Origin of the sequence: Formosa sp. Hel3_A1_48, from assembly GCF_001735715.1 — a bacterium.
In the GTDB taxonomy this organism is placed as follows: Bacteria; Bacteroidota; Bacteroidia; order Flavobacteriales; family Flavobacteriaceae; genus UBA3537.
Window position 1 is genome coordinate 855093 of record NZ_CP017259.1, and the last position, 17811, is coordinate 872903.

Genomic DNA, 17811 nt, shown 5'->3' on the forward strand with positions numbered 1-17811 from the left:
TACTTAAGGTTTGTATTTCTTTAAGCTTAGTAGTAAGTGAACGGTAATGGAATTTAGCTAATCCGAAATATTTGACAAAATTATAACCAAAAACAGCAGCAAAAAAAACTGTGCAAAAGAAAGAAAAGCTTCCAGAGCCCCCCAAGCGCAATAGAGTTAAATGAGCGAGCGCCAACACAGAACAAGCCACGTGTAAACTACTATTGATGTAAAATTTGAATAAGCGTTTTAAAAAAATCACCCTACAAAAATAATCAAACTGTTGATAAGCTTAAAAATCGGTTAAAAACTTTAATTTATTAACAAAAAAAACATGAATAAATCCGTAATTTTGTGTACCATTTCTAAAAAAGAAGATATGAACCCAGATATTTTTTCGCAAAGACATATAGGTCCTAATACTACTCAGGTCAACGAAATGTTACAGGCCATAGGAGTTCAGTCCATAGACGAATTAATCGCCCAAACTGTACCAAACAATATCCGCCTTCCAAGACCTTTGAAGTTAGAGCATCCACTGAGTGAGCAAAAATTTCTAGAACACATCCACAATTTGGGTTCAAAAAATAAAGTTTTTAAATCCTATATTGGAATGGGATATCACCCTTCCAATTTACCTGCAGTAATTCAAAGAAATATACTTGAGAACCCCGGATGGTACACCGCGTATACTCCATACCAAGCAGAAATTGCTCAGGGTCGCCTTGAAGCTTTACTGAATTTTCAAACAATGATAACAGACCTAACCGGAATGGAATTGGCTAATGCTTCCTTGCTTGATGAGAGTACCGCGGCAGCTGAAGCAATGGCACTTTTATTTGCCGTTAGAGACCGTGCCTCTGTAAAATCAGCTGTAGTTAAGTTTTTTGTTTCAGAAGATATATTCCCCCAAACACTGGCTGTACTTCAAACTAGAGCTATCCCTATTGGAGTCGAACTGGTCATTGGCAATGCTGAAGAGTTTAAATTTAATTCGGATTTTTTTGGAGCCCTTATACAATATCCAGGTGCATCAGGAAATATTACAGACATAGAAACCTTTATTGAAACGGCTAATGCCAACAATATCAAAGTTGCTGTCGCTGCGGATATTCTGAGTTTAGTAAAACTTGAAGCACCTGGGAAATTTGGTGCCGATGTAGTGGTGGGCACCACGCAGCGTTTTGGGATTCCTATGGGTTATGGAGGGCCACATGCCGCATACTTTGCTACTAAAGAAGCCTATAAACGCCATATCCCTGGACGAATAATAGGAGTAACAAAAGATATGAACGGGCAACGTGCTCTACGTATGGCGCTTCAAACTAGAGAGCAACACATCAAAAGAGATCGAGCTACATCCAACATATGTACCGCGCAAGTTTTACTGGCTGTAATGGCTGGCATGTATGCCGTATACCATGGGCCAAATGGACTAAAATATATCGCCAACAAAGTCCATCAAAACACAAATCGTCTTGCCAATGCATTGACAAAAGCAGGACTAGTTCTTGAATATCATAACTATTTTGACACCTTACGCATCAAAGTCGAAAAGGTCGACAAAATCAAAGAAATTGCAGTAAATCATGAGGTTAATTTCTTTTACCCTGATACCACTACTGTTTCCATTTCTGTAAATGAAACTACAGACGAAAAGGACTTAAAAGTAATTCTTTCTATTTTTTCAAAAGCATTAAACAACACAATCGAACTTGAAGATTCATCAAGTGAAGTTCTCCCCGAAAATTTAATCAGAAAATCAAGTTTTCTTACTAATTCTGTTTTTAACACCTACCATTCAGAGACAGAGTTGATGCGCTACATCAAACGCCTAGAGCGCAAAGATTTAGCATTGAATTTCTCAATGATTTCCCTAGGTTCTTGTACAATGAAGCTAAATGCTGCAGTAGAAATGCTGCCATTAAGTTGGTCCAATTGGGGAAATATCCATCCCTTTGCCCCATTAGATCAAGTTAAAGGATATGCTGAAGTACTTAGCACACTAGAAAAACAACTCAACGAAATTACTGGTTTTTCAGGCACCTCTTTGCAACCCAATTCTGGAGCTCAGGGCGAATTTGCTGGGCTTATGACGATCAAGGCATATCATGAATCGCGTGGAGATCACCACAGAAAAATATGCATCATCCCATCATCTGCTCATGGTACAAACCCCGCCAGTGCCGTGATGGCTGGAATGAAAGTTGTGGTCACTAAATCCTCCGAAAACGGAAATATTGATGTTGAAGATTTACGTCAAAAAGCCATTCAACATAAGGACAGTCTTGCTGCCCTTATGGTTACCTATCCTTCAACCCATGGAGTCTATGAATCTGAAATAAAACAAATCACACAAATCATTCACGATTACGGCGGACAAGTGTACATGGACGGCGCAAATATGAATGCGCAAGTAGGACTTACAAACCCTGGACAAATTGGTGCGGATGTATGCCACCTCAACTTACATAAAACCTTTGCTATACCACACGGTGGTGGTGGTCCAGGAGTAGGACCTATTTGTGTAGCCGAACAGCTCACACCCTTTCTCCCTGGAAATCCATTAATAAAAACTGGGGGGAGCCAAGCCATCACATCGATTTCTGGGGCACCTTATGGTTCTGCGCTTGCTTGCCTAATCTCTTATGGATATATTAAAATGCTCGGAGCAGAGGGCCTTACTCAAGCTACAAAGGTCGCCATCTTAAATGCCAACTACATTAAAGAACGGCTTGAGGGGTATTACCCAACTCTTTATACTGGTGAAAAAGGCCGTGCAGCCCACGAAATGATTATCGATTGCCGTTCTTTCAAAACCAATGGAATTGAAGTCACCGATATTGCCAAACGTCTAATGGACTATGGGTTTCATGCGCCAACAGTTTCATTTCCAGTTGCGGGTACTATGATGATTGAACCCACAGAAAGCGAGAGTAAAGCTGAAATGGATCGTTTTTGTGATGCCATGATCTCCATAAGACAAGAAATTGAAAAAGTAAGTAAATCAGAACCCAACAATCCACTAAAAAACGCACCCCATACGCAAGAAATGATTTGTAGCGACCAATGGGATTACCCATACAGTCGAGCAACGGCAGCATTCCCTTTGTCATATGTAAAAGAAGATAAATTCTGGCCTTCTGTACGCCGTGTTGATGATGCCTATGGCGATAGGAATTTAATATGTACTTGTGTCCCAATAGATGAATACGCCGAAGTTTAAATAGAAAATATGAGCATTCGAATTACTGGAACTGGAAGTTATATCCCTGAACTTATTAAAAAAAATAACGATTTTATCAATCGTGATTTTTATACTCTTGAGGGAGAATCTATCGAAACACCGGCAGATATTGTTATTGATAAATTTAAGGCGATTACTGGAATTTCGGAGAGACGTTACGCCGATGACAAACTTACTGCTTCAGATTTAGGTGCTTTTGCAGGAAATAAAGCTCTTGAGGACGCGAAAATTGACCCCGAAACTTTAGATTACATCATATGTGCCCACAATTTTGGCGATGTGAAACATAAGACCATCCAAAGTGATATTCTGCCGTGCTTAGCTGCGCGAATAAAACACCTTTTAAAAATTAAAAACCCAAAATGTGTCGCATATGACATTCTTTTTGGTTGCCCTGGCTGGGTCGAGGGGGTGGTACAAGCACAAGCCTTCATAAAAGCGGGGATGGCAAAACGCTGTTTGGTTATTGGGGCCGAAACTCTTTCAAGAGTAGTCGATCCTTTTGATCGAGATTCAATGATTTATGCTGATGGAGCAGGCGCTACAGTTATAGAGGCTAGTGAGGAAGAAGGAGGAATCATTGCTCATGAATCTGCTTCTTATACACACGACGAGATATACCATTTATTTTTTGGCAACTCCAATGATAAAAGCCAGGATGAAGATGTGAGGTACATTAAAATGTACGGAAGAAAAATTTATGAATTTGCATTAAATAACGTTCCTAATGCACTTAAAAATTGTTTGGATAAAAGTGGTTTTTCCATAAATGAAGTCAAAAAAATACTCATTCATCAGGCCAACGAAAAAATGGATGAAGCCATTGTAAAACGCTTCTATAGACTCTATAAAACAGCTGTTCCGGATGGCATCATGCCCATGACAATTCATAAATTCGGTAATAGCTCAGTAGCTACCGTGCCCACATTATTTGATTTGATCAGAAAAGGTGTTCTTAAAGAACATAATCTCAGTAAAGGTGATGTTATTATATTTGCAAGCGTAGGTGCAGGTATGCACATCAACGCCATTGTTTATAAATATTAAATGTACGAAAAGAATTTTCCAACAAAACGGTACAACAAAACACTCGATTTTGTTAAGCAGCATATTTCTGTTGGCGAAAAAATTCTTGATCTAGGTATTACAAATCCTTTATCAAAATTACTCCAAAAGAGTGGATTTATTGTTGCAAATACTACTGGGGAAGATCTTGATGTAGATTTTTCAGCTGTGCAAAATTCTAATGCAGAAGTTGTTACCGCTTTCGAAATTTTCGAGCATTTAGTAACTCCTTTTTCCATACTGAAAGAAATAAAAGCTAATAAATTAGTCGCAAGCGTACCGCTTAGACTTTGGTTTTCAACAGCATACAGGAGCAAAACCGACCTACGCGATCGTCATTTTCATGAATTTGAAGACTGGCAATTTGATTGGTTATTGGAAAAAGCTGGCTGGCATATTGTTGATAAAAAAAAATGGACAAATCCAACTAATAAAATTGGTATTCGCCCTATATTAAGGAGGTTTACACCAAGATATTATATTGTTTACGCCGAACGAAAATGAGATTTTACATCGTCATCCCTGCCCATAATGAAGAAGCGTTTATAAAAGACTGCCTTGTTTCCTTGTCGGAACAATCTTTAGTTCCTAAAAAAATTATTGTTGTTGATGACAATTCTAGTGATCAAACATCTAAAATTGTTGAAGGACTCATAAACCAATATCCCTTTATTGAAATGGTGCAGCATCGATCTTCAGAAAAGCATTTACCAGGTGAAAAAATCATAACAGCCTTTTACAAAGGATTTGAGCAACTCGACGGCGATTATGACGTAGTCTGTAAATTTGATGGAGATCTAATTTTCCCTAAAAATTACTTAGAAACCATTGCTAAGCATTACCGAAATGACCCAAAATTGGGCCTTGTCGCAGGACATTGTTATATTGAAAAAAACGGAAAATGGATTTTAGAAAATTTAACCTCAAATGACCACATAAGAGGTCCATTAAAAGCGTACAGAAAAGAATGCTTTAAAGCAATTGGTGGCCTTAAAAAATCAATGGGTTGGGACACGATAGATGAGCTAGTAGCCCTTTACAACGGATGGGGCTTTAGAACAGATGACAGCCTACAGGTAAAGCATTTGAAACCGACTGGATCAACTTATAACAAAAGCGCAAAATACTTTCAAGGAATAGCGCTTTATAAAATGCGGAACGGTTTTGTTTTGGCTTTTTTATCAGCCCTTAAATTAGCCTTTAAGAAAAAGAAAATACGTCTATTTATGGATTATTTGATGGGTTATTATAAAGCGTGGTATTCCAATAGTAATTTTATAGTTTCCGCTGAAGAAGGAGCATTTATTAGATCATACCGCTGGAGAAAAATTAGAAAATTAATTCTTCGCTACTAGGATTCAATTCTGCACATCCAATTTAATTCATCTTTTAGATTTCCCGAGCGCACTCCATTTATAGTGTCTAAAACCATTTGACCAACAGGACTTTCATCCGAAACATGAATATCTTTATCTTTATAGCCAATATCCTGAATCATGGCAATACCAACAGCTGTGCCAGTTCCAAAAGCCTCTTCCAAAGTTCCTTCTTTTGAAGCTTCTCTAACTTCATCAATACTGATGGGTCTTTCAACAACTTGGTACCCCTTGTGACGCAAAAGTTCAATGACACTCATTCTAGTAATTCCAGCTAATATAGCACCATCTAAATTTGGAGTAATGATTTGACCCTTGATTTTGAAAAAGATATTCATGGTCCCCACCTCTTGAATACTTTTAAAATGTTGCGCATCTAACCACAACACTTGATCATATCCCTTAGATTTTGCGTGTTCTGTGGGTAAGATTGCTGCTGCGTAATTTCCAGCAGCTTTTGCGGCTCCAGTACCACCGTGAGCGGCACGTATATAATGGGTCTCTGCATACAAACGGACCCTTTTGCTGTATATAGGGTTGGAAGGAGATGCCATGATTATAAATTTATACTTGGTGGCAGCTCTCATTCCAATAAAAGCCTCATCGGCATACATAAAGGGGCGGAGATACAATGCACTGCCTTGTTGGGGAGGAATCCAATTTCGATCTAAATCGACTAAAGCCTTGAGCGCTTCAACAAAAAGCGTCTCGGGAAATTCAGGCATTCCCAAACGTCTTGCACTAAAATTTAAACGTTTTGCATTTTGTTCCGGACGAAACAACATTGGTGTGCCTTCGAGGTTTACTGTTGCTTTCATTCCCTCGAAAATAGCTTGACCGTAATGCAAAGCCATTGCAGCAGGGTGAGTAGGCAAAGGCCCCATCGGTATAATCTCTGGTTGCTGCCAAGCATTATTTTCAAATGCACACAAAAACATATGATCTGTAAAGGTCCTTCCCAAAGGGATATCGTTAAAATCTAAAGTATTCGCTTTCGATTGTTTTACTTTTTGTATTCGAATTTGGGTACTCATTTGTATTTTAGTTTATGACTTAGTGAACTTCTTCAATTGCGCTTTTGTAAAGGAGCTCAAAACCAGTGCTCCACTGATTTTGGCACGTTGCGCCAACAATTCTCCCCAATGCTCTGTCCCTTGCCATTGAATTTTTTTAAATTCATTTAGTGCTTTGGGATTATAACGAGCAAGTTCTTCAGCCAAATTTATAACATGTTTATTCAAGTCTTCGTTAGTGCTAAAAACATCTGCATAAAGTCCTTTTTCACGAGCCCATTTTGCAGAGAAAAAAGTTTGTGGACTCAAAGTTAATTGCGAAACAACTGAACGACTTAATTTTCGCCTTAGTGCAGGTTCAATGACAAAGGGGCCAATACCTATGCTTAACTCACTTAATTTTATTGAAGCAAATTCACTTGCAAAACAAAGGTCAACTGCAGCCGCCAACCCTACACCACCTCCTACTGCTTTGCCTTGTACGCATCCAATAACTATTTTTGGATTGTTTCGAATGGCATTTATAACATTAGCAAAGCCCATAAAGAATGTTTGACCCTGTTCAGGGTTGGAGATAGCCGCAAGATCATTGAAATTTGCACCAGCACAAAATGTGCGGTCTCCACCACTTTTCAAAACAATAATTCCTATGTCGTCATTTTTTCCAGCATTGGTAATGGCTGTTGTCAATTCTGACAGCATTTGTGCGGGCAATGCGTTGTGCGGAGGGCTATAAAACTCAACATAACCTACGTTTTGAGATTTAGATAATTTTACATAGGGTTTGATATTCATTTTGTCGATTTTCTTTAGCTAATATACTTCAATTTTAGGAATTGGTCTCCTAAAATAAATTCTGTTAGATTGGAAATAGGCCGACTAAAACTAAAAATTTAATCCTGGGTATTCTTTTGTTAAGCGCTTTACTTCCGCTTCCAATGAACTCCGAAATTCTCGATGTGCTGCACTTTCAGGGTTGAAGGGTTTGTGCTGTAAGCCATTTTGAATACGCGAAATACTTTTAAGAACAGTGTGCAGCTTAGGGTTGATCCATATAGATTTAAATTTCTCCCAAATAAAATCGATTGCTTGAGCATTGGGATGAAGCATATCACGTTCGTAAAACCTATAATCTCTTAATTCATCCATCATAAGCTCATAAGACGGAAAATAATGCAAAAGTGGTGCTGTTTGAACCACACGATGAACAGCTGAAATCAAATGTGCTTTGCTCTGGCTGTTTTCTATAAATCCATCTTTGAGGTGGCGCACGGGAGAGACCGTGAAAATAACCTCAGCTTTTGAGTTAAAGCCATGAATCAAATTAGTGATTTCATATAATATATCAGTCAATTCATCAATGCCAAATAACTTTTTATCAAATAGTGAAGACGGTTGTTTGTGGCAATTTGCTACATGATTTTTAGTTTTTAGGTGACGGTAACACCAAGCCGTTCCTAGCGTTATGATAAAGTGAGATGCAGATTTGAAATACGTATTGCATTCATTTAAGCGCAAACTTAATTGATTTTGAAAAGTGGCTTTTGAACTGTGGTTTAAGCATGAATGTGTATCAAAACTTTTCCATTGTTCATCACTAAAAAAAATGGCTTGTTCATCAGCATGGTTTTGATGAACATGTTTCAATAAAGTCAATAGAGCTTGAGGGTGAAATAAAATCCCGTATGGATGGCTTAGAGTTTGAAACTTATAATACTCTAACTTATTTGATAGATGCTTCGTAAAACACGATCCCAATAAAACTGACTGCGTATCAAAATCCAATAGACGACCTTCAGCAGAATGTAATGGAATTTGTGTTTGAAACTTCAAAGCTTTGGAATTAAGAAATCAAAGTAACGGCTTGTTCAAGTGCTTCAGGTATTCCTGCAGGGTTTTTCCCTCCAGCAGTCGCAAAGAAGGGTTGACCACCACCTCCACCTTCTATGTAATTTCCGAGTGTACGTACAATAGCACCAGCATTTAATTTTTTTGAAGCGACAATATCTTTTGAAATATAACAGCTCAATAAGGCTTTTCCATTGTGTTCAGCAGCAAAAATTAATACTACATTTTCTACTTTTTGACCAATTTCAAAAGAAACATCTTTCATCCCAGAAGCATCTAAATCAAGCTTCTTAGCTAAAAAATTAAGCCCATTGATGGATTGAATTTCAGCTATTAATTGAGATTTAACGCCTTTAGCCTTATCTTTTTGAAGTTGTTCTATCTGTTTCTTTAATTGACTATTTTCAGATTTGAGATCAACTACTGCTTTGACTGGATCAGCTGCGTTATTAAGTGCATTTCTTATCTGTTTGAAACGTTGATCATTCTCACTGAAATAGTCTTTCACTGCATCATTAGTAATCGCCTCAATACGTCGAATTCCAGATGCAACAGCACTCTCAGAGGTGATCTTAAAATGCCAGATGTCTGCTGTATTTTTTACATGAGTTCCACCGCACAATTCGATGGAGTTTCCAAAGCGTACGGTACGCACAACATCACCATACTTCTCCCCAAACAACGCAATGGCACCATCGGCTACAGCTTGGGTCATGGGTACTGCTCGTTGTTCTTCTAGTGGTAAGCGCCCTTCAATCCTAGAGTTGACAAAGTGTTCTACTTGCTGAAGTTCCTCAGACGATAGTTTTGAAAAATGTGAAAAATCGAAACGTAAGTATTTTGAATGTACAGCACTTCCCTTTTGTTCTACATGGACTCCAAGAATTTCACGTAAAGCTTGATGCAATAAATGGGTAGCTGTATGGTTACATTCTATCCTGAAACGTTGTTTGTTTTCCACAACCGCAGTAAAAGAATCTGTTAGATTTTTAGGTAAATCTCGGCTGATGTGCACCGCAACATTATTTTCTTTTTTGGTATCTAAAATATAAATTACATCGCCATTGGCGGCCTCCAAATAACCCTTATCTCCAACTTGCCCGCCGCCTTCAGCATAAAAGGGAGTAAGATTGAAAACCAATTGGTATTGTGTTCCGTGTTTTGAAGACACTTCCTTGCGGTAGCGAACAATTTTAACTTTTGTTTCTAGTGTTTCGTAACCAATAAATTCTTGCTCATCATCTTCACGGATAATGGTCCAGTCTTCAGTGGAAACTTCGCTAGCAGCCCTAGATCTCTTTTTTTGCTTTTCAAGTTGAGTCTGAAAACCGGCCTCATCAAGGCGCATATTTTTTTCTTGAAGAATAAGCGCCGTCAAATCTACAGGAAAACCATATGTATCATACAATTCAAAAGCCTTGTCGCCAGAAACAACATCCCCTTTAGTGGTATTGATGATACGGTCAAGTAATATCAAGCCTTGATCCAGGGTTTTAAGAAATGAAGTCTCTTCTTCCTTAATTACGTTTTGAATCAATTGTTTTTGCGCATTAAGCTCAGGGAAAGTTGTTCCCATTTTTTTAACAAGCACATCCACCAAACGATACATAAACGGTTCTTTTTGGTTCAAAAAAGTAAAACCATATCGCACTGCTCTCCTTAAAATCCGGCGGATTACATAACCAGCTCCAGTATTGCTGGGCAATTGTCCATCGGCAATTGAAAAAGCAACAGTTCTAATGTGGTCCGCTATAACGCGGATAGCAATGTCGTGTTGTTCGTTTTGCCCATAATCACTTCCTGAAATAGTTTCGATTTCTCGGATAATTGGCGTGAAAACATCCGTATCGTAGTTGGATTGAACTCCCTGAAGAGCCATACAAAGACGCTCAAAACCCATTCCTGTATCCACATGCTTTTGCGGAAGATTCTCGAGAGATCCATCGGCTTTTCTGTTGTATTCCATAAAAACTAAATTCCAAATCTCAACAACGTGTGGATGATCTTTATTGACCAATTCAGAACCAGGGATTTCAGCTTTTTCTTTTTCACTTCGGAGATCGATATGAATCTCACTAGAAGGCCCACAAGGTCCTTGTTCACCCATTTCCCAAAAGTTGTCTTTTTTGTTACCCATCAAAATACGGTCTTCGGAAATAATATTTTTCCAAATAGAGAAAGCTTCAGTATCCATCTCAGTTTTATCCTTTTTATCACCCTCAAAAACAGTGACATACAGAATGTTTTTGTCTATTTTGTAGACGTCTGTAAGTAATTCCCAAGCCCAAGAGATGGCTTCCTTTTTGAAATAATCTCCAAAACTCCAATTGCCCAGCATCTCAAAAAGCGTGTGGTGGTATGTGTCATAACCCACCTCTTCCAAGTCATTGTGTTTGCCCGAAACGCGCAAACATTTTTGGGTATCGGCAATTCGTTTGCTTGGAGGTTGTCCATTTCCGACAAAATACTCTTTAAATGGTGCCATTCCCGAGTTGACAAACATCAAGGTTGGATCGTCCTTGACCACCATTGGAGCTGAAGAAACAATAGTGTGTTTTTTTTCCTCAAAAAACTTTAGAAAATTGGCTCTTATATCTTGAGATTTCATGTGCTTTATTAACCTTTTTGAAATAATTTGATTTTACTCCAAAAACAAATTATATTTGTTATCGGAAGAAATGCAGTTTTTACACTTCCAAAATACGAAACAAAAATAGAACTTTTTAGGCAATGTCTAACGTAAAATATTACTACGATCCTGAAACTCTTTCCTACAGAAAGATCACAACCGACAAAAAGACTAAGGTAAGATACACCCTCGGGTTCATATTTGCCTCTGCCCTTTTTGGATTTTTTATGGTGCTTATTGGGAGTCAATATTTTGAGTCTCCAAAAGAAAAGATATTGAATAGAGAGCTTCAAAACATGGAACTCCAATACACGCTTTTGAGCCAGAAGGTCAATGAGATTGAAGATGTTTTAGGTAATATCGAAGAACGGGATAACACCATTTACAGGCTTTATTTTGAAGCTAACCCTATTCCTGACGTCCAGCGAACTCAAGGATTTGGCGGAGTAAACCGATATAATAAATTTGAGGGCTTCAATAACTCTGACCTTATCGCTGAGGCCAATAAACGCGTGGATATTTTACAAAAACGACTAGTCATTCAATCTAAATCTTTAGATGAGATCACCGCTTTAGCAAAGGACAAGGAAAACTTTCTATTGAAGATTCCAGCTATTCAGCCAATAAAAAATGAAGATTTAACGCGAATGGCTTCAGGTTACGGATTCCGTACAGATCCTTTTACAAAAATAAGAAAGTTCCATTACGGAATGGATTTTACTGCACCTAGAGGAACTCCGGTATATGCAAGCGGAGATGGCATAGTAAAACGTGCTGACTCAAGATCTTCAGGCTATGGAAAACACATTAGAATTGACCATGGTTATGGCTATGTAAGTCTTTACGCGCACTTGTACAAATACAATGTGCGGAAAAATCAGCGTGTAAAGCGTGGCGACATCATAGGCTTTGTGGGCAGTACTGGGCGATCGCAAGCACCGCATCTTCATTATGAAATTTTCAAAGACAAACGACGCATAAATCCACTCAACTTCTATTATGGAAACCTAACAAGTAAGGAATTTAATGATTTGTTGGCCAAAGCCTCAGTAGAAAATCAATCTCTTGATTAAATGCATGTCGATCTGCCAAAAAAGCTCTATTACAGCATTGGAGAAGTTGCCAAGGGATTTGGTGTGAAAACTTCTTTGATCCGCTTTTGGGATAGTGAATTTTCTATTTTAAAGCCAAAAAAAAACGCCAAAGGAAACCGACGATTTACACCTGATGATATTAAAAATTTAAAGTTGATTTACCATTTAGTTAAAGAGCAGGGCTACACATTAGAGGGTGCAAAATCGTATTTAAAAACAAATAAAGGAAAATCATTGACGAATTTCGATATCATTTGCAAACTAGAATCAATTAAGCATCAACTCATAAAAATAAAGTCTCAAATCTAAGATAAAAGAGCGTTTAACTTTTACTTCTTACGCATAAAGATAGTTACTGGCACACCACTGAAATCATACAACGATCGTAGTTTGTTTTCCAAAAAACGTTTGTACGGTTCCTTTACATATTGTGGCAAGTTACAGAAAAATGCAAATTGTGGCTGAGGAGTTGGCAATTGCATTATGTATTTAATTTTTACGTATTTACCTTTCAAAGCTGGAGGTGGATTGTGCTCTATAATAGGCAACAAATCTTCATTCAATACACTTGTTTTGATACGCTTTGATTTGTTTTTATAAACATCTACAGCCGTTTCAATCGCTTTAAAAATACGCTGTTTAGTTAATGCAGAAATGAAAACAATGGGGACATCTGTGAATGGTTCTATTTGCTTTCTAATGTGGGTTTCAAATGCTTTAGTGGTTTTGGTGTCTTTTTCTACTAAATCCCACTTATTTACTAAAATTACAACACCCTTGTTATTGCGTTGGGCTAACCAAAATATATTCTGAACTTGACCATCAAAACCTCTTTGAGCATCACACACCAATAGACAAACGTCGGCATTTTCTATCGCGCGAACAGAGCGCATCACTGAGTAAAATTCTAAATCCTCTTTAACTTTAGCTTTACGTCGAATTCCAGCTGTATCAACTAAGTTAAAATCGAAACCAAAACGGTTGTATTTGGTGTCAATTGCGTCCCTTGTGGTCCCTGCTATATCGGTAACTATATAGCGCTCTTCACCAATCAGAGCATTTATAAAAGAAGATTTACCAGCATTTGGTCGGCCTACAACAGCAAAACGAGGTAATTCAGGTTCTTCGTTTTCTTTATCTTGAGGAAGAGCCTCAACTAAAGCATCTAACAAATCCCCTGTTCCACTTCCGTTGATACTGGCAATCGTATAATAATCCCCCAAGCCTAATGCATAAAACTCTACGGCATCTTGAGCACGTTTGGCATTATCAACTTTATTGACTACCAAAAATACGGGCTTCTTGATTTTTCTCAAAAGTTTGGCTACATCCTCGTCCATTCCTGTTACACCGGTTTCAACGTCCACCATAAAGATTATAGCATCAGCTTCATCAATAGCCAACTCTACTTGTTTATCGATTTCAGCTTCAAAAATATCATCACTGCCAACAACATAACCTCCAGTGTCAATCACAGAGAACTCTTGTCCGTTCCAATCACTTTTGCCGTAATGCCTGTCACGTGTAACCCCACTTACAGCATCAACAATAGCTTCTCGCCTTTGAATCAAACGGTTGAAAAATGTGGACTTGCCTACATTTGGTCGGCCTACGATTGCTACAATATTTCCCATTAGTTTTTTTGAATTGCTGCAAAAATAAGGATAATTCTATTGGATAAGAGGGTACATCTTTAAAAATCAATCTAGCAGTTGAAAATTCACTAATCCACGGATTAACAACAGCTGATTTAGGATTGATCGTATCCGAAGCGCTTGAGTTGACGGGTGTTAGAACGCCAGTTTTTATTGACCTTTACATAAAGCTCTAGATGTACTTGCTTGCCAAAAAATTGCTCCAAGTCTTTTCGTGCTTCAGAGCCAACACGCTTTAGCGCTTTTCCTTTATGGCCAATTAGAATTCCTTTTTGTGTTTCGCGCTCCACCATGATAACAGAGCGCATTCGAATAATTTTTTCTTCTTCAAAAAACTCTTCTGTATCAACTTCAACAGCGTAAGGAATTTCTTTTTTGTAATGCAACAATATCTTTTCTCGAATTTTTTCATTAACAAAAAAACGTTCAGGCTTATCCGTCAACTGATCTTTAGGGTAGAAAGGAGGTGATTCTGGTAACAACTCAATAATGCGATTAAAAACATTTTTCACATTAAATCCAGTAAGGGCAGAAATTGGATAAAATTCGGCATTGGGAACTTTAGATTGCCACAATTCAGCTTGTTCTTCCAAAACCTCTTGATCAGAAGTGTCTATTTTATTAATGAGTAGGATTACAGGGGTTTTGGTCCCGGTAATCTTCTTGAAAAAGGCTTCATCTTTTAGTGATTTTTCGCCAATTTCAACCATATAAATTAAAATATCAGCATCTTCAAAAGCAGACTTAACAAAATGCATCATCGACGATTGTAGTTCGTATGCAGGTTTGATAATTCCAGGTGTATCAGACAATACCAATTGAAAATCGTCTCCATTTACAATTCCCAGAATACGGTGCCGTGTCGTTTGAGCTTTGGAGGTTATGATGGATAACTGCTCACCCACAAAGGCATTCATAAGGGTAGATTTACCTACATTTGGATTTCCAATAATATTTACAAAACCAGCTCTGTGCATGTACAATGTCTTTAGGGCAAAGGTACAATCTTCAAATCAGACCAACTAACCTCTTTGAATCATTTGTTTGCTGCATGTAAAAAAGCTTCAACATCCTCAACCATAAGTGCACTGCCACAAATAAAGGGACTTCGTTGATGAAGAGTTTTGGGTAAAACTTCTAGTATACGCTGAGTTCCACAGCTCGCTTTTCCATTGGCTTGCTCCGCTAAAAAAGCAATTGGGTTGCATTCGTACAGTAAGCGTAATTTACCATTTGGATAGGCTGCACTTTGAGGATACAAATAAATACCCCCTTTGATCATATTTCGATGGAAATCTGAAACTAAAGAACCTATGTATCTGGAGGTATAAGGACGGTCGTCTTTTTGCTGTTGACAGTATTTTATGTAGTCTTTTATTCCTTGGGGGAAATGCACGTAATTACCTTCATTGACTGAGTAAATTTGTCCTTTATTTGGAAAAGTCATATCGGGATGTGATAAATAAAATGTGCCGATTGCTGGGTTTAAGGTAAATCCATTTACACCATGACCAGTAGTGTAAACAAGCATGGTAGAGGTTCCATAAATGATGTAACCTGCAGCTACTTGTTCGTCACCCTTTTGTAAAAAATCATCCAAACTAACAGGACTTCCAATCGGAGTCACGCGGCGATAAATTGAAAAAATAGTCCCTACGGAAACGTTCACATCAATGTTGGAAGATCCATCCAAAGGATCAATTAACACTACATATTTGTTCTGGTTGTTGTTGTCGTTACTATTTATGGAAATAAAATCATCCTCTTCCTCACTTGCGATTCCACAAACAATGTTTCTATTGGTGAGCATTTGAATAAACTTTTCATTGGCATAAACATCCAATTTCTGTTGGTTCTCGCCTTGCACATTGGTGTCACCTGCTTTTCCTAAAATATCAACCAACCCCGCTTTATTAACTTCGTGATTTACTACTTTTGCCGCTAGACGAATAGAATTGATAAGCCGCGATAATTCGCCTGAGGAATACCTAAACGAAGATTGATATTCAATTATAAATTCACCTAGTGTTTGAATTTTTTGAGACATTTAAAAGAAATTTACTGCAAATATCTAATATTTTTAAACAACTACAACGTTTTCGTAAGTAATTAATTCCTGAAAAATAAAAGTCATTTGAGTATCTTTGACCCTACAGAATACAGCACATGGAATTTTTAATACGAAAAGCTAAAGCAACAGATATGTCCAAAGTTTTGGACTTGATTGTTGAACTTGCCATATTTGAAAAAGAACCCTTAGCCGTCGAAATTTCGGTCGATGACCTTATCCGGTACGGAATTGGTTCATCTTCAGATTTTGATTGTTTTGTTGCAGAAGCAGACAATGATATCGTTGGCATCGCATTGGTTTATACCCGATTTTCAACATGGAAGGGGCGTGTGTTGCACTTGGAAGATTTAATTGTTTCTAAAAATATGCGTGGGAAAGGTGTCGGCTCAGCATTGTTGGACCGAGTTGTTAAGCATGCAAGTGATTTGAAGGTAAAACGCGTAAGTTGGGAAGTTCTCGACTGGAATACACCAGCAATACAATTTTATGAAGCAAAAGGAGCAGACGTCAAGCGCGATTGGGATGTAGTTCACCTAAATGAAGAAGGCATAAAAAAATATTTATCTAAATTGAGCCCATGCAAATCTTAAAATTTGGAGGCGCTTCTGTCAGAGATGCAGATGGCGTTCGGAATCTAGAAAAAGTACTTCAGAGTGTTGGGACTGAGAAAACGCTTATTGTTATTTCAGCGATGGGAAAAACAACCAATGCACTAGAAAAAGTCATCGAGCATTACTTCAATTCAAAACACGAATTGCAAAGTAGTATTCAGGATGTTAAAAAATACCATAATGGGATCTTATTAGAATTATTTGAAAATGAATCTCATGAAGTATTCAAGGTTGTAACCGCGCTTTTTCGTGAACTCTCGGAGTTTTTTGATCGAAATAAATCGCCAGATTATAGTTTTGTTTACGACCAAACTATAGGTTTTGGTGAGTTAATCTCCACCACTATTGTTAGCTACTATCTTAATCATAAAGGGGTTAAAAACAAATGGCTGGATGTACGAGAACTCATTAAAACAAATAGCTACTACCGAAACGCAAAAGTAGAATGGGCACTAACACAGTCTAAAATTTCAGAGGCTATTGACGAGAAAGCACTACATATAACCCAAGGTTTTTTAGGCAGTGATGGCAACAACTTTACCACTACATTGGGCAGAGAGGGTAGCGATTATACTGCAGCCATTTTTGCATTTTGTTTAAATGCAAAAAGCGTTACCATATGGAAAGATGTACCCGGTGTACTAAATGCCGATCCCCGCTTTTTTGAAAATCCAACTTTACTTGATTCGCTATCATACGAAGAAGCAATTGAGTTATCGTACTACGGCGCTTCTGTCATACACCCAAAAACACTACAACCGCTACAACAGAAAGAAATCCCTCTTTATGTCAAGTGCTTTTTGGAGCCAAAAAATAAAGGAACTAAAGTGGGTAAATCTTTAGATTTATCGCCTAACGTCCCTTGTTATATTTTAAGGAAGGATCAAATATTGATTACCGTTTCTTCATTGGACTTTTCGTACATCGTTGAAGAAAACATCAGTCACATCTTTAAATTGTTGCACTTATACAAAATGAAAGTGCGTTCAATTCAGAATTCAGCTATTAGCTTTTCGGTCTGTATTGAAAATAGCTACAATCATTTGGAGCCCCTTATTTTACAACTTAAAGCCAAATATAACGTGCGTCTTGACAAAGCTGTTGACCTGTACACGATTCGTCACTATACAACAGATGCAATTGAAGAAATTCAAAAAAACAAGACCGTATTAATGAAACAAATTACCCCAAAAACTGTTCAAATAATAACTAAATAAACCTAC

15 protein-coding genes are annotated in these 17811 nt (G+C 37.8%); 8 read left to right on the forward strand and 7 right to left on the reverse strand.

The genetic code is table 11. From position 1 onward, the window contains the following. Positions 1-358: 358 nt before the first annotated feature. From gcvP to FORMA_RS03930, 4 genes are read left to right on the forward strand one after another with little or no spacing between them, the layout of a single operon-like run. Positions 359-3205, forward strand: a complete 2847-nt coding sequence (gene gcvP, locus FORMA_RS03915; RefSeq protein WP_069675438.1) for an aminomethyl-transferring glycine dehydrogenase — start codon at positions 359-361, stop codon at positions 3203-3205. Positions 3206-3214: 9 nt separating this feature from the next. Next, positions 3215-4273 carry a 3-oxoacyl-ACP synthase III family protein gene (locus FORMA_RS03920; RefSeq protein WP_069674425.1) on the forward strand — a complete coding sequence of 353 codons (1059 nt, stop codon included), beginning with the start codon at positions 3215-3217 and terminating at the stop codon, positions 4271-4273. Next, a complete protein-coding gene (locus tag FORMA_RS03925; protein WP_069674426.1) occupies positions 4274-4795 on the forward strand; it encodes a methyltransferase in 522 nt (173 codons plus the stop codon). After that, entirely contained in the window at positions 4792-5646 is an 855-nt protein-coding gene (locus tag FORMA_RS03930) for a glycosyltransferase family 2 protein (RefSeq protein ID WP_069674427.1), read from the forward strand. Before FORMA_RS03925 ends, FORMA_RS03930 begins: the two co-directional genes overlap by 4 nt. Here FORMA_RS03930 and FORMA_RS03935 read toward each other — a convergent pair. The 4 genes from FORMA_RS03935 to alaS all read right to left on the reverse strand — a co-directional run bounded on the left by FORMA_RS03935 (position 5643) and on the right by alaS (position 11136). Further along, positions 5643-6701: a branched-chain amino acid aminotransferase gene (locus FORMA_RS03935; RefSeq protein ID WP_069674428.1), complete on the reverse strand. Its 1059-nt coding sequence runs from the start codon at positions 6699-6701 to the stop codon at positions 5643-5645. The genes FORMA_RS03930 and FORMA_RS03935 overlap by 4 nt on opposite strands. 12 nt (positions 6702-6713) lie before the next feature. Then, the gene (locus tag FORMA_RS03940) at positions 6714-7475 is read right to left on the reverse strand and encodes an enoyl-CoA hydratase/isomerase family protein (protein WP_069674429.1); all 762 of its coding nucleotides are present in this window, start codon (positions 7473-7475) and stop codon (positions 6714-6716) included. Positions 7476-7565: 90 nt separating this feature from the next. Beyond that, entirely contained in the window at positions 7566-8513 is a 948-nt protein-coding gene (locus FORMA_RS03945) for a GSCFA domain-containing protein (RefSeq protein WP_069674430.1), read from the reverse strand. Between the two features lie 10 nt (positions 8514-8523). Next, positions 8524-11136 (reverse strand): alanine--tRNA ligase, encoded by a 2613-nt coding sequence (gene alaS / locus FORMA_RS03950; RefSeq protein WP_069674431.1) that lies wholly within the window; start codon positions 11134-11136, stop codon positions 8524-8526. 122 nt (positions 11137-11258) lie between these two features. Here alaS and FORMA_RS03955 point away from each other — a divergent pair, with 122 nt between their 5' ends. Further along, positions 11259-12230: a M23 family metallopeptidase gene (locus FORMA_RS03955; protein WP_069674432.1), complete on the forward strand. Its 972-nt coding sequence runs from the start codon at positions 11259-11261 to the stop codon at positions 12228-12230. Next, entirely contained in the window at positions 12231-12560 is a 330-nt protein-coding gene (locus tag FORMA_RS03960) for a MerR family transcriptional regulator (RefSeq protein ID WP_069674433.1), read from the forward strand. Positions 12561-12580: 20 nt separating this feature from the next. Here the strand turns inward: FORMA_RS03960 and der are convergent, their stop codons facing one another. The 3 genes from der to fbp form a co-directional block, all read right to left on the reverse strand. Beyond that, positions 12581-13885, reverse strand: coding sequence for a ribosome biogenesis GTPase Der (gene der / locus FORMA_RS03965; protein ID WP_069674434.1), 1305 nt, complete (start codon positions 13883-13885; stop codon positions 12581-12583). Positions 13886-14001: 116 nt separating this feature from the next. Continuing rightward, positions 14002-14883, reverse strand: coding sequence for a GTPase Era (gene era / locus FORMA_RS03970; RefSeq protein WP_069674435.1), 882 nt, complete (start codon positions 14881-14883; stop codon positions 14002-14004). Between the two features lie 59 nt (positions 14884-14942). Further along, entirely contained in the window at positions 14943-15953 is a 1011-nt protein-coding gene (gene fbp / locus FORMA_RS03975) for a class 1 fructose-bisphosphatase (protein WP_069674436.1), read from the reverse strand. A 119-nt stretch (positions 15954-16072) separates the two neighbouring features. Between fbp and FORMA_RS03980 the strand changes: the two genes are divergently transcribed. Continuing rightward, positions 16073-16567, forward strand: coding sequence for a GNAT family N-acetyltransferase (locus tag FORMA_RS03980; RefSeq protein ID WP_069674437.1), 495 nt, complete (start codon positions 16073-16075; stop codon positions 16565-16567). Beyond that, positions 16555-17805, forward strand: coding sequence for an aspartate kinase (locus tag FORMA_RS03985; protein ID WP_069674438.1), 1251 nt, complete (start codon positions 16555-16557; stop codon positions 17803-17805). The genes FORMA_RS03980 and FORMA_RS03985 overlap by 13 nt, the downstream gene beginning before the upstream one ends. Positions 17806-17811: the final 6 nt, after the last annotated feature.

Excerpts from the sequence above, each read along its gene's own strand:
- era (WP_069674435.1), bottom strand. The coding sequence starts at position 14,883 with ATGCACAGAGCTGGTTTTGTAAATATTATTGGAAATCCAAATGTAGGT.
- FORMA_RS03925 (WP_069674426.1), top strand. The coding sequence starts at position 4,274 with ATGTACGAAAAGAATTTTCCAACAAAACGGTACAACAAAACACTCGAT.
- FORMA_RS03960 (WP_069674433.1), top strand. The coding sequence starts at position 12,231 with ATGCATGTCGATCTGCCAAAAAAGCTCTATTACAGCATTGGAGAAGTT.
- FORMA_RS03930 (WP_069674427.1), top strand. The coding sequence starts at position 4,792 with ATGAGATTTTACATCGTCATCCCTGCCCATAATGAAGAAGCGTTTATA.
- FORMA_RS03955 (WP_069674432.1), top strand. The coding sequence starts at position 11,259 with ATGTCTAACGTAAAATATTACTACGATCCTGAAACTCTTTCCTACAGA.
- FORMA_RS03940 (WP_069674429.1), bottom strand. The coding sequence starts at position 7,475 with ATGAATATCAAACCCTATGTAAAATTATCTAAATCTCAAAACGTAGGT.
- FORMA_RS03980 (WP_069674437.1), top strand. The coding sequence starts at position 16,073 with ATGGAATTTTTAATACGAAAAGCTAAAGCAACAGATATGTCCAAAGTT.
- FORMA_RS03920 (WP_069674425.1), top strand. The coding sequence starts at position 3,215 with ATGAGCATTCGAATTACTGGAACTGGAAGTTATATCCCTGAACTTATT.
- FORMA_RS03935 (WP_069674428.1), bottom strand. The coding sequence starts at position 6,701 with ATGAGTACCCAAATTCGAATACAAAAAGTAAAACAATCGAAAGCGAAT.
- alaS (WP_069674431.1), bottom strand. The coding sequence starts at position 11,136 with ATGAAATCTCAAGATATAAGAGCCAATTTTCTAAAGTTTTTTGAGGAA.
- FORMA_RS03985 (WP_069674438.1), top strand. The coding sequence starts at position 16,555 with ATGCAAATCTTAAAATTTGGAGGCGCTTCTGTCAGAGATGCAGATGGC.
- fbp (WP_069674436.1), bottom strand. The coding sequence starts at position 15,953 with ATGTCTCAAAAAATTCAAACACTAGGTGAATTTATAATTGAATATCAA.
- gcvP (WP_069675438.1), top strand. The coding sequence starts at position 359 with ATGAACCCAGATATTTTTTCGCAAAGACATATAGGTCCTAATACTACT.
- der (WP_069674434.1), bottom strand. The coding sequence starts at position 13,885 with ATGGGAAATATTGTAGCAATCGTAGGCCGACCAAATGTAGGCAAGTCC.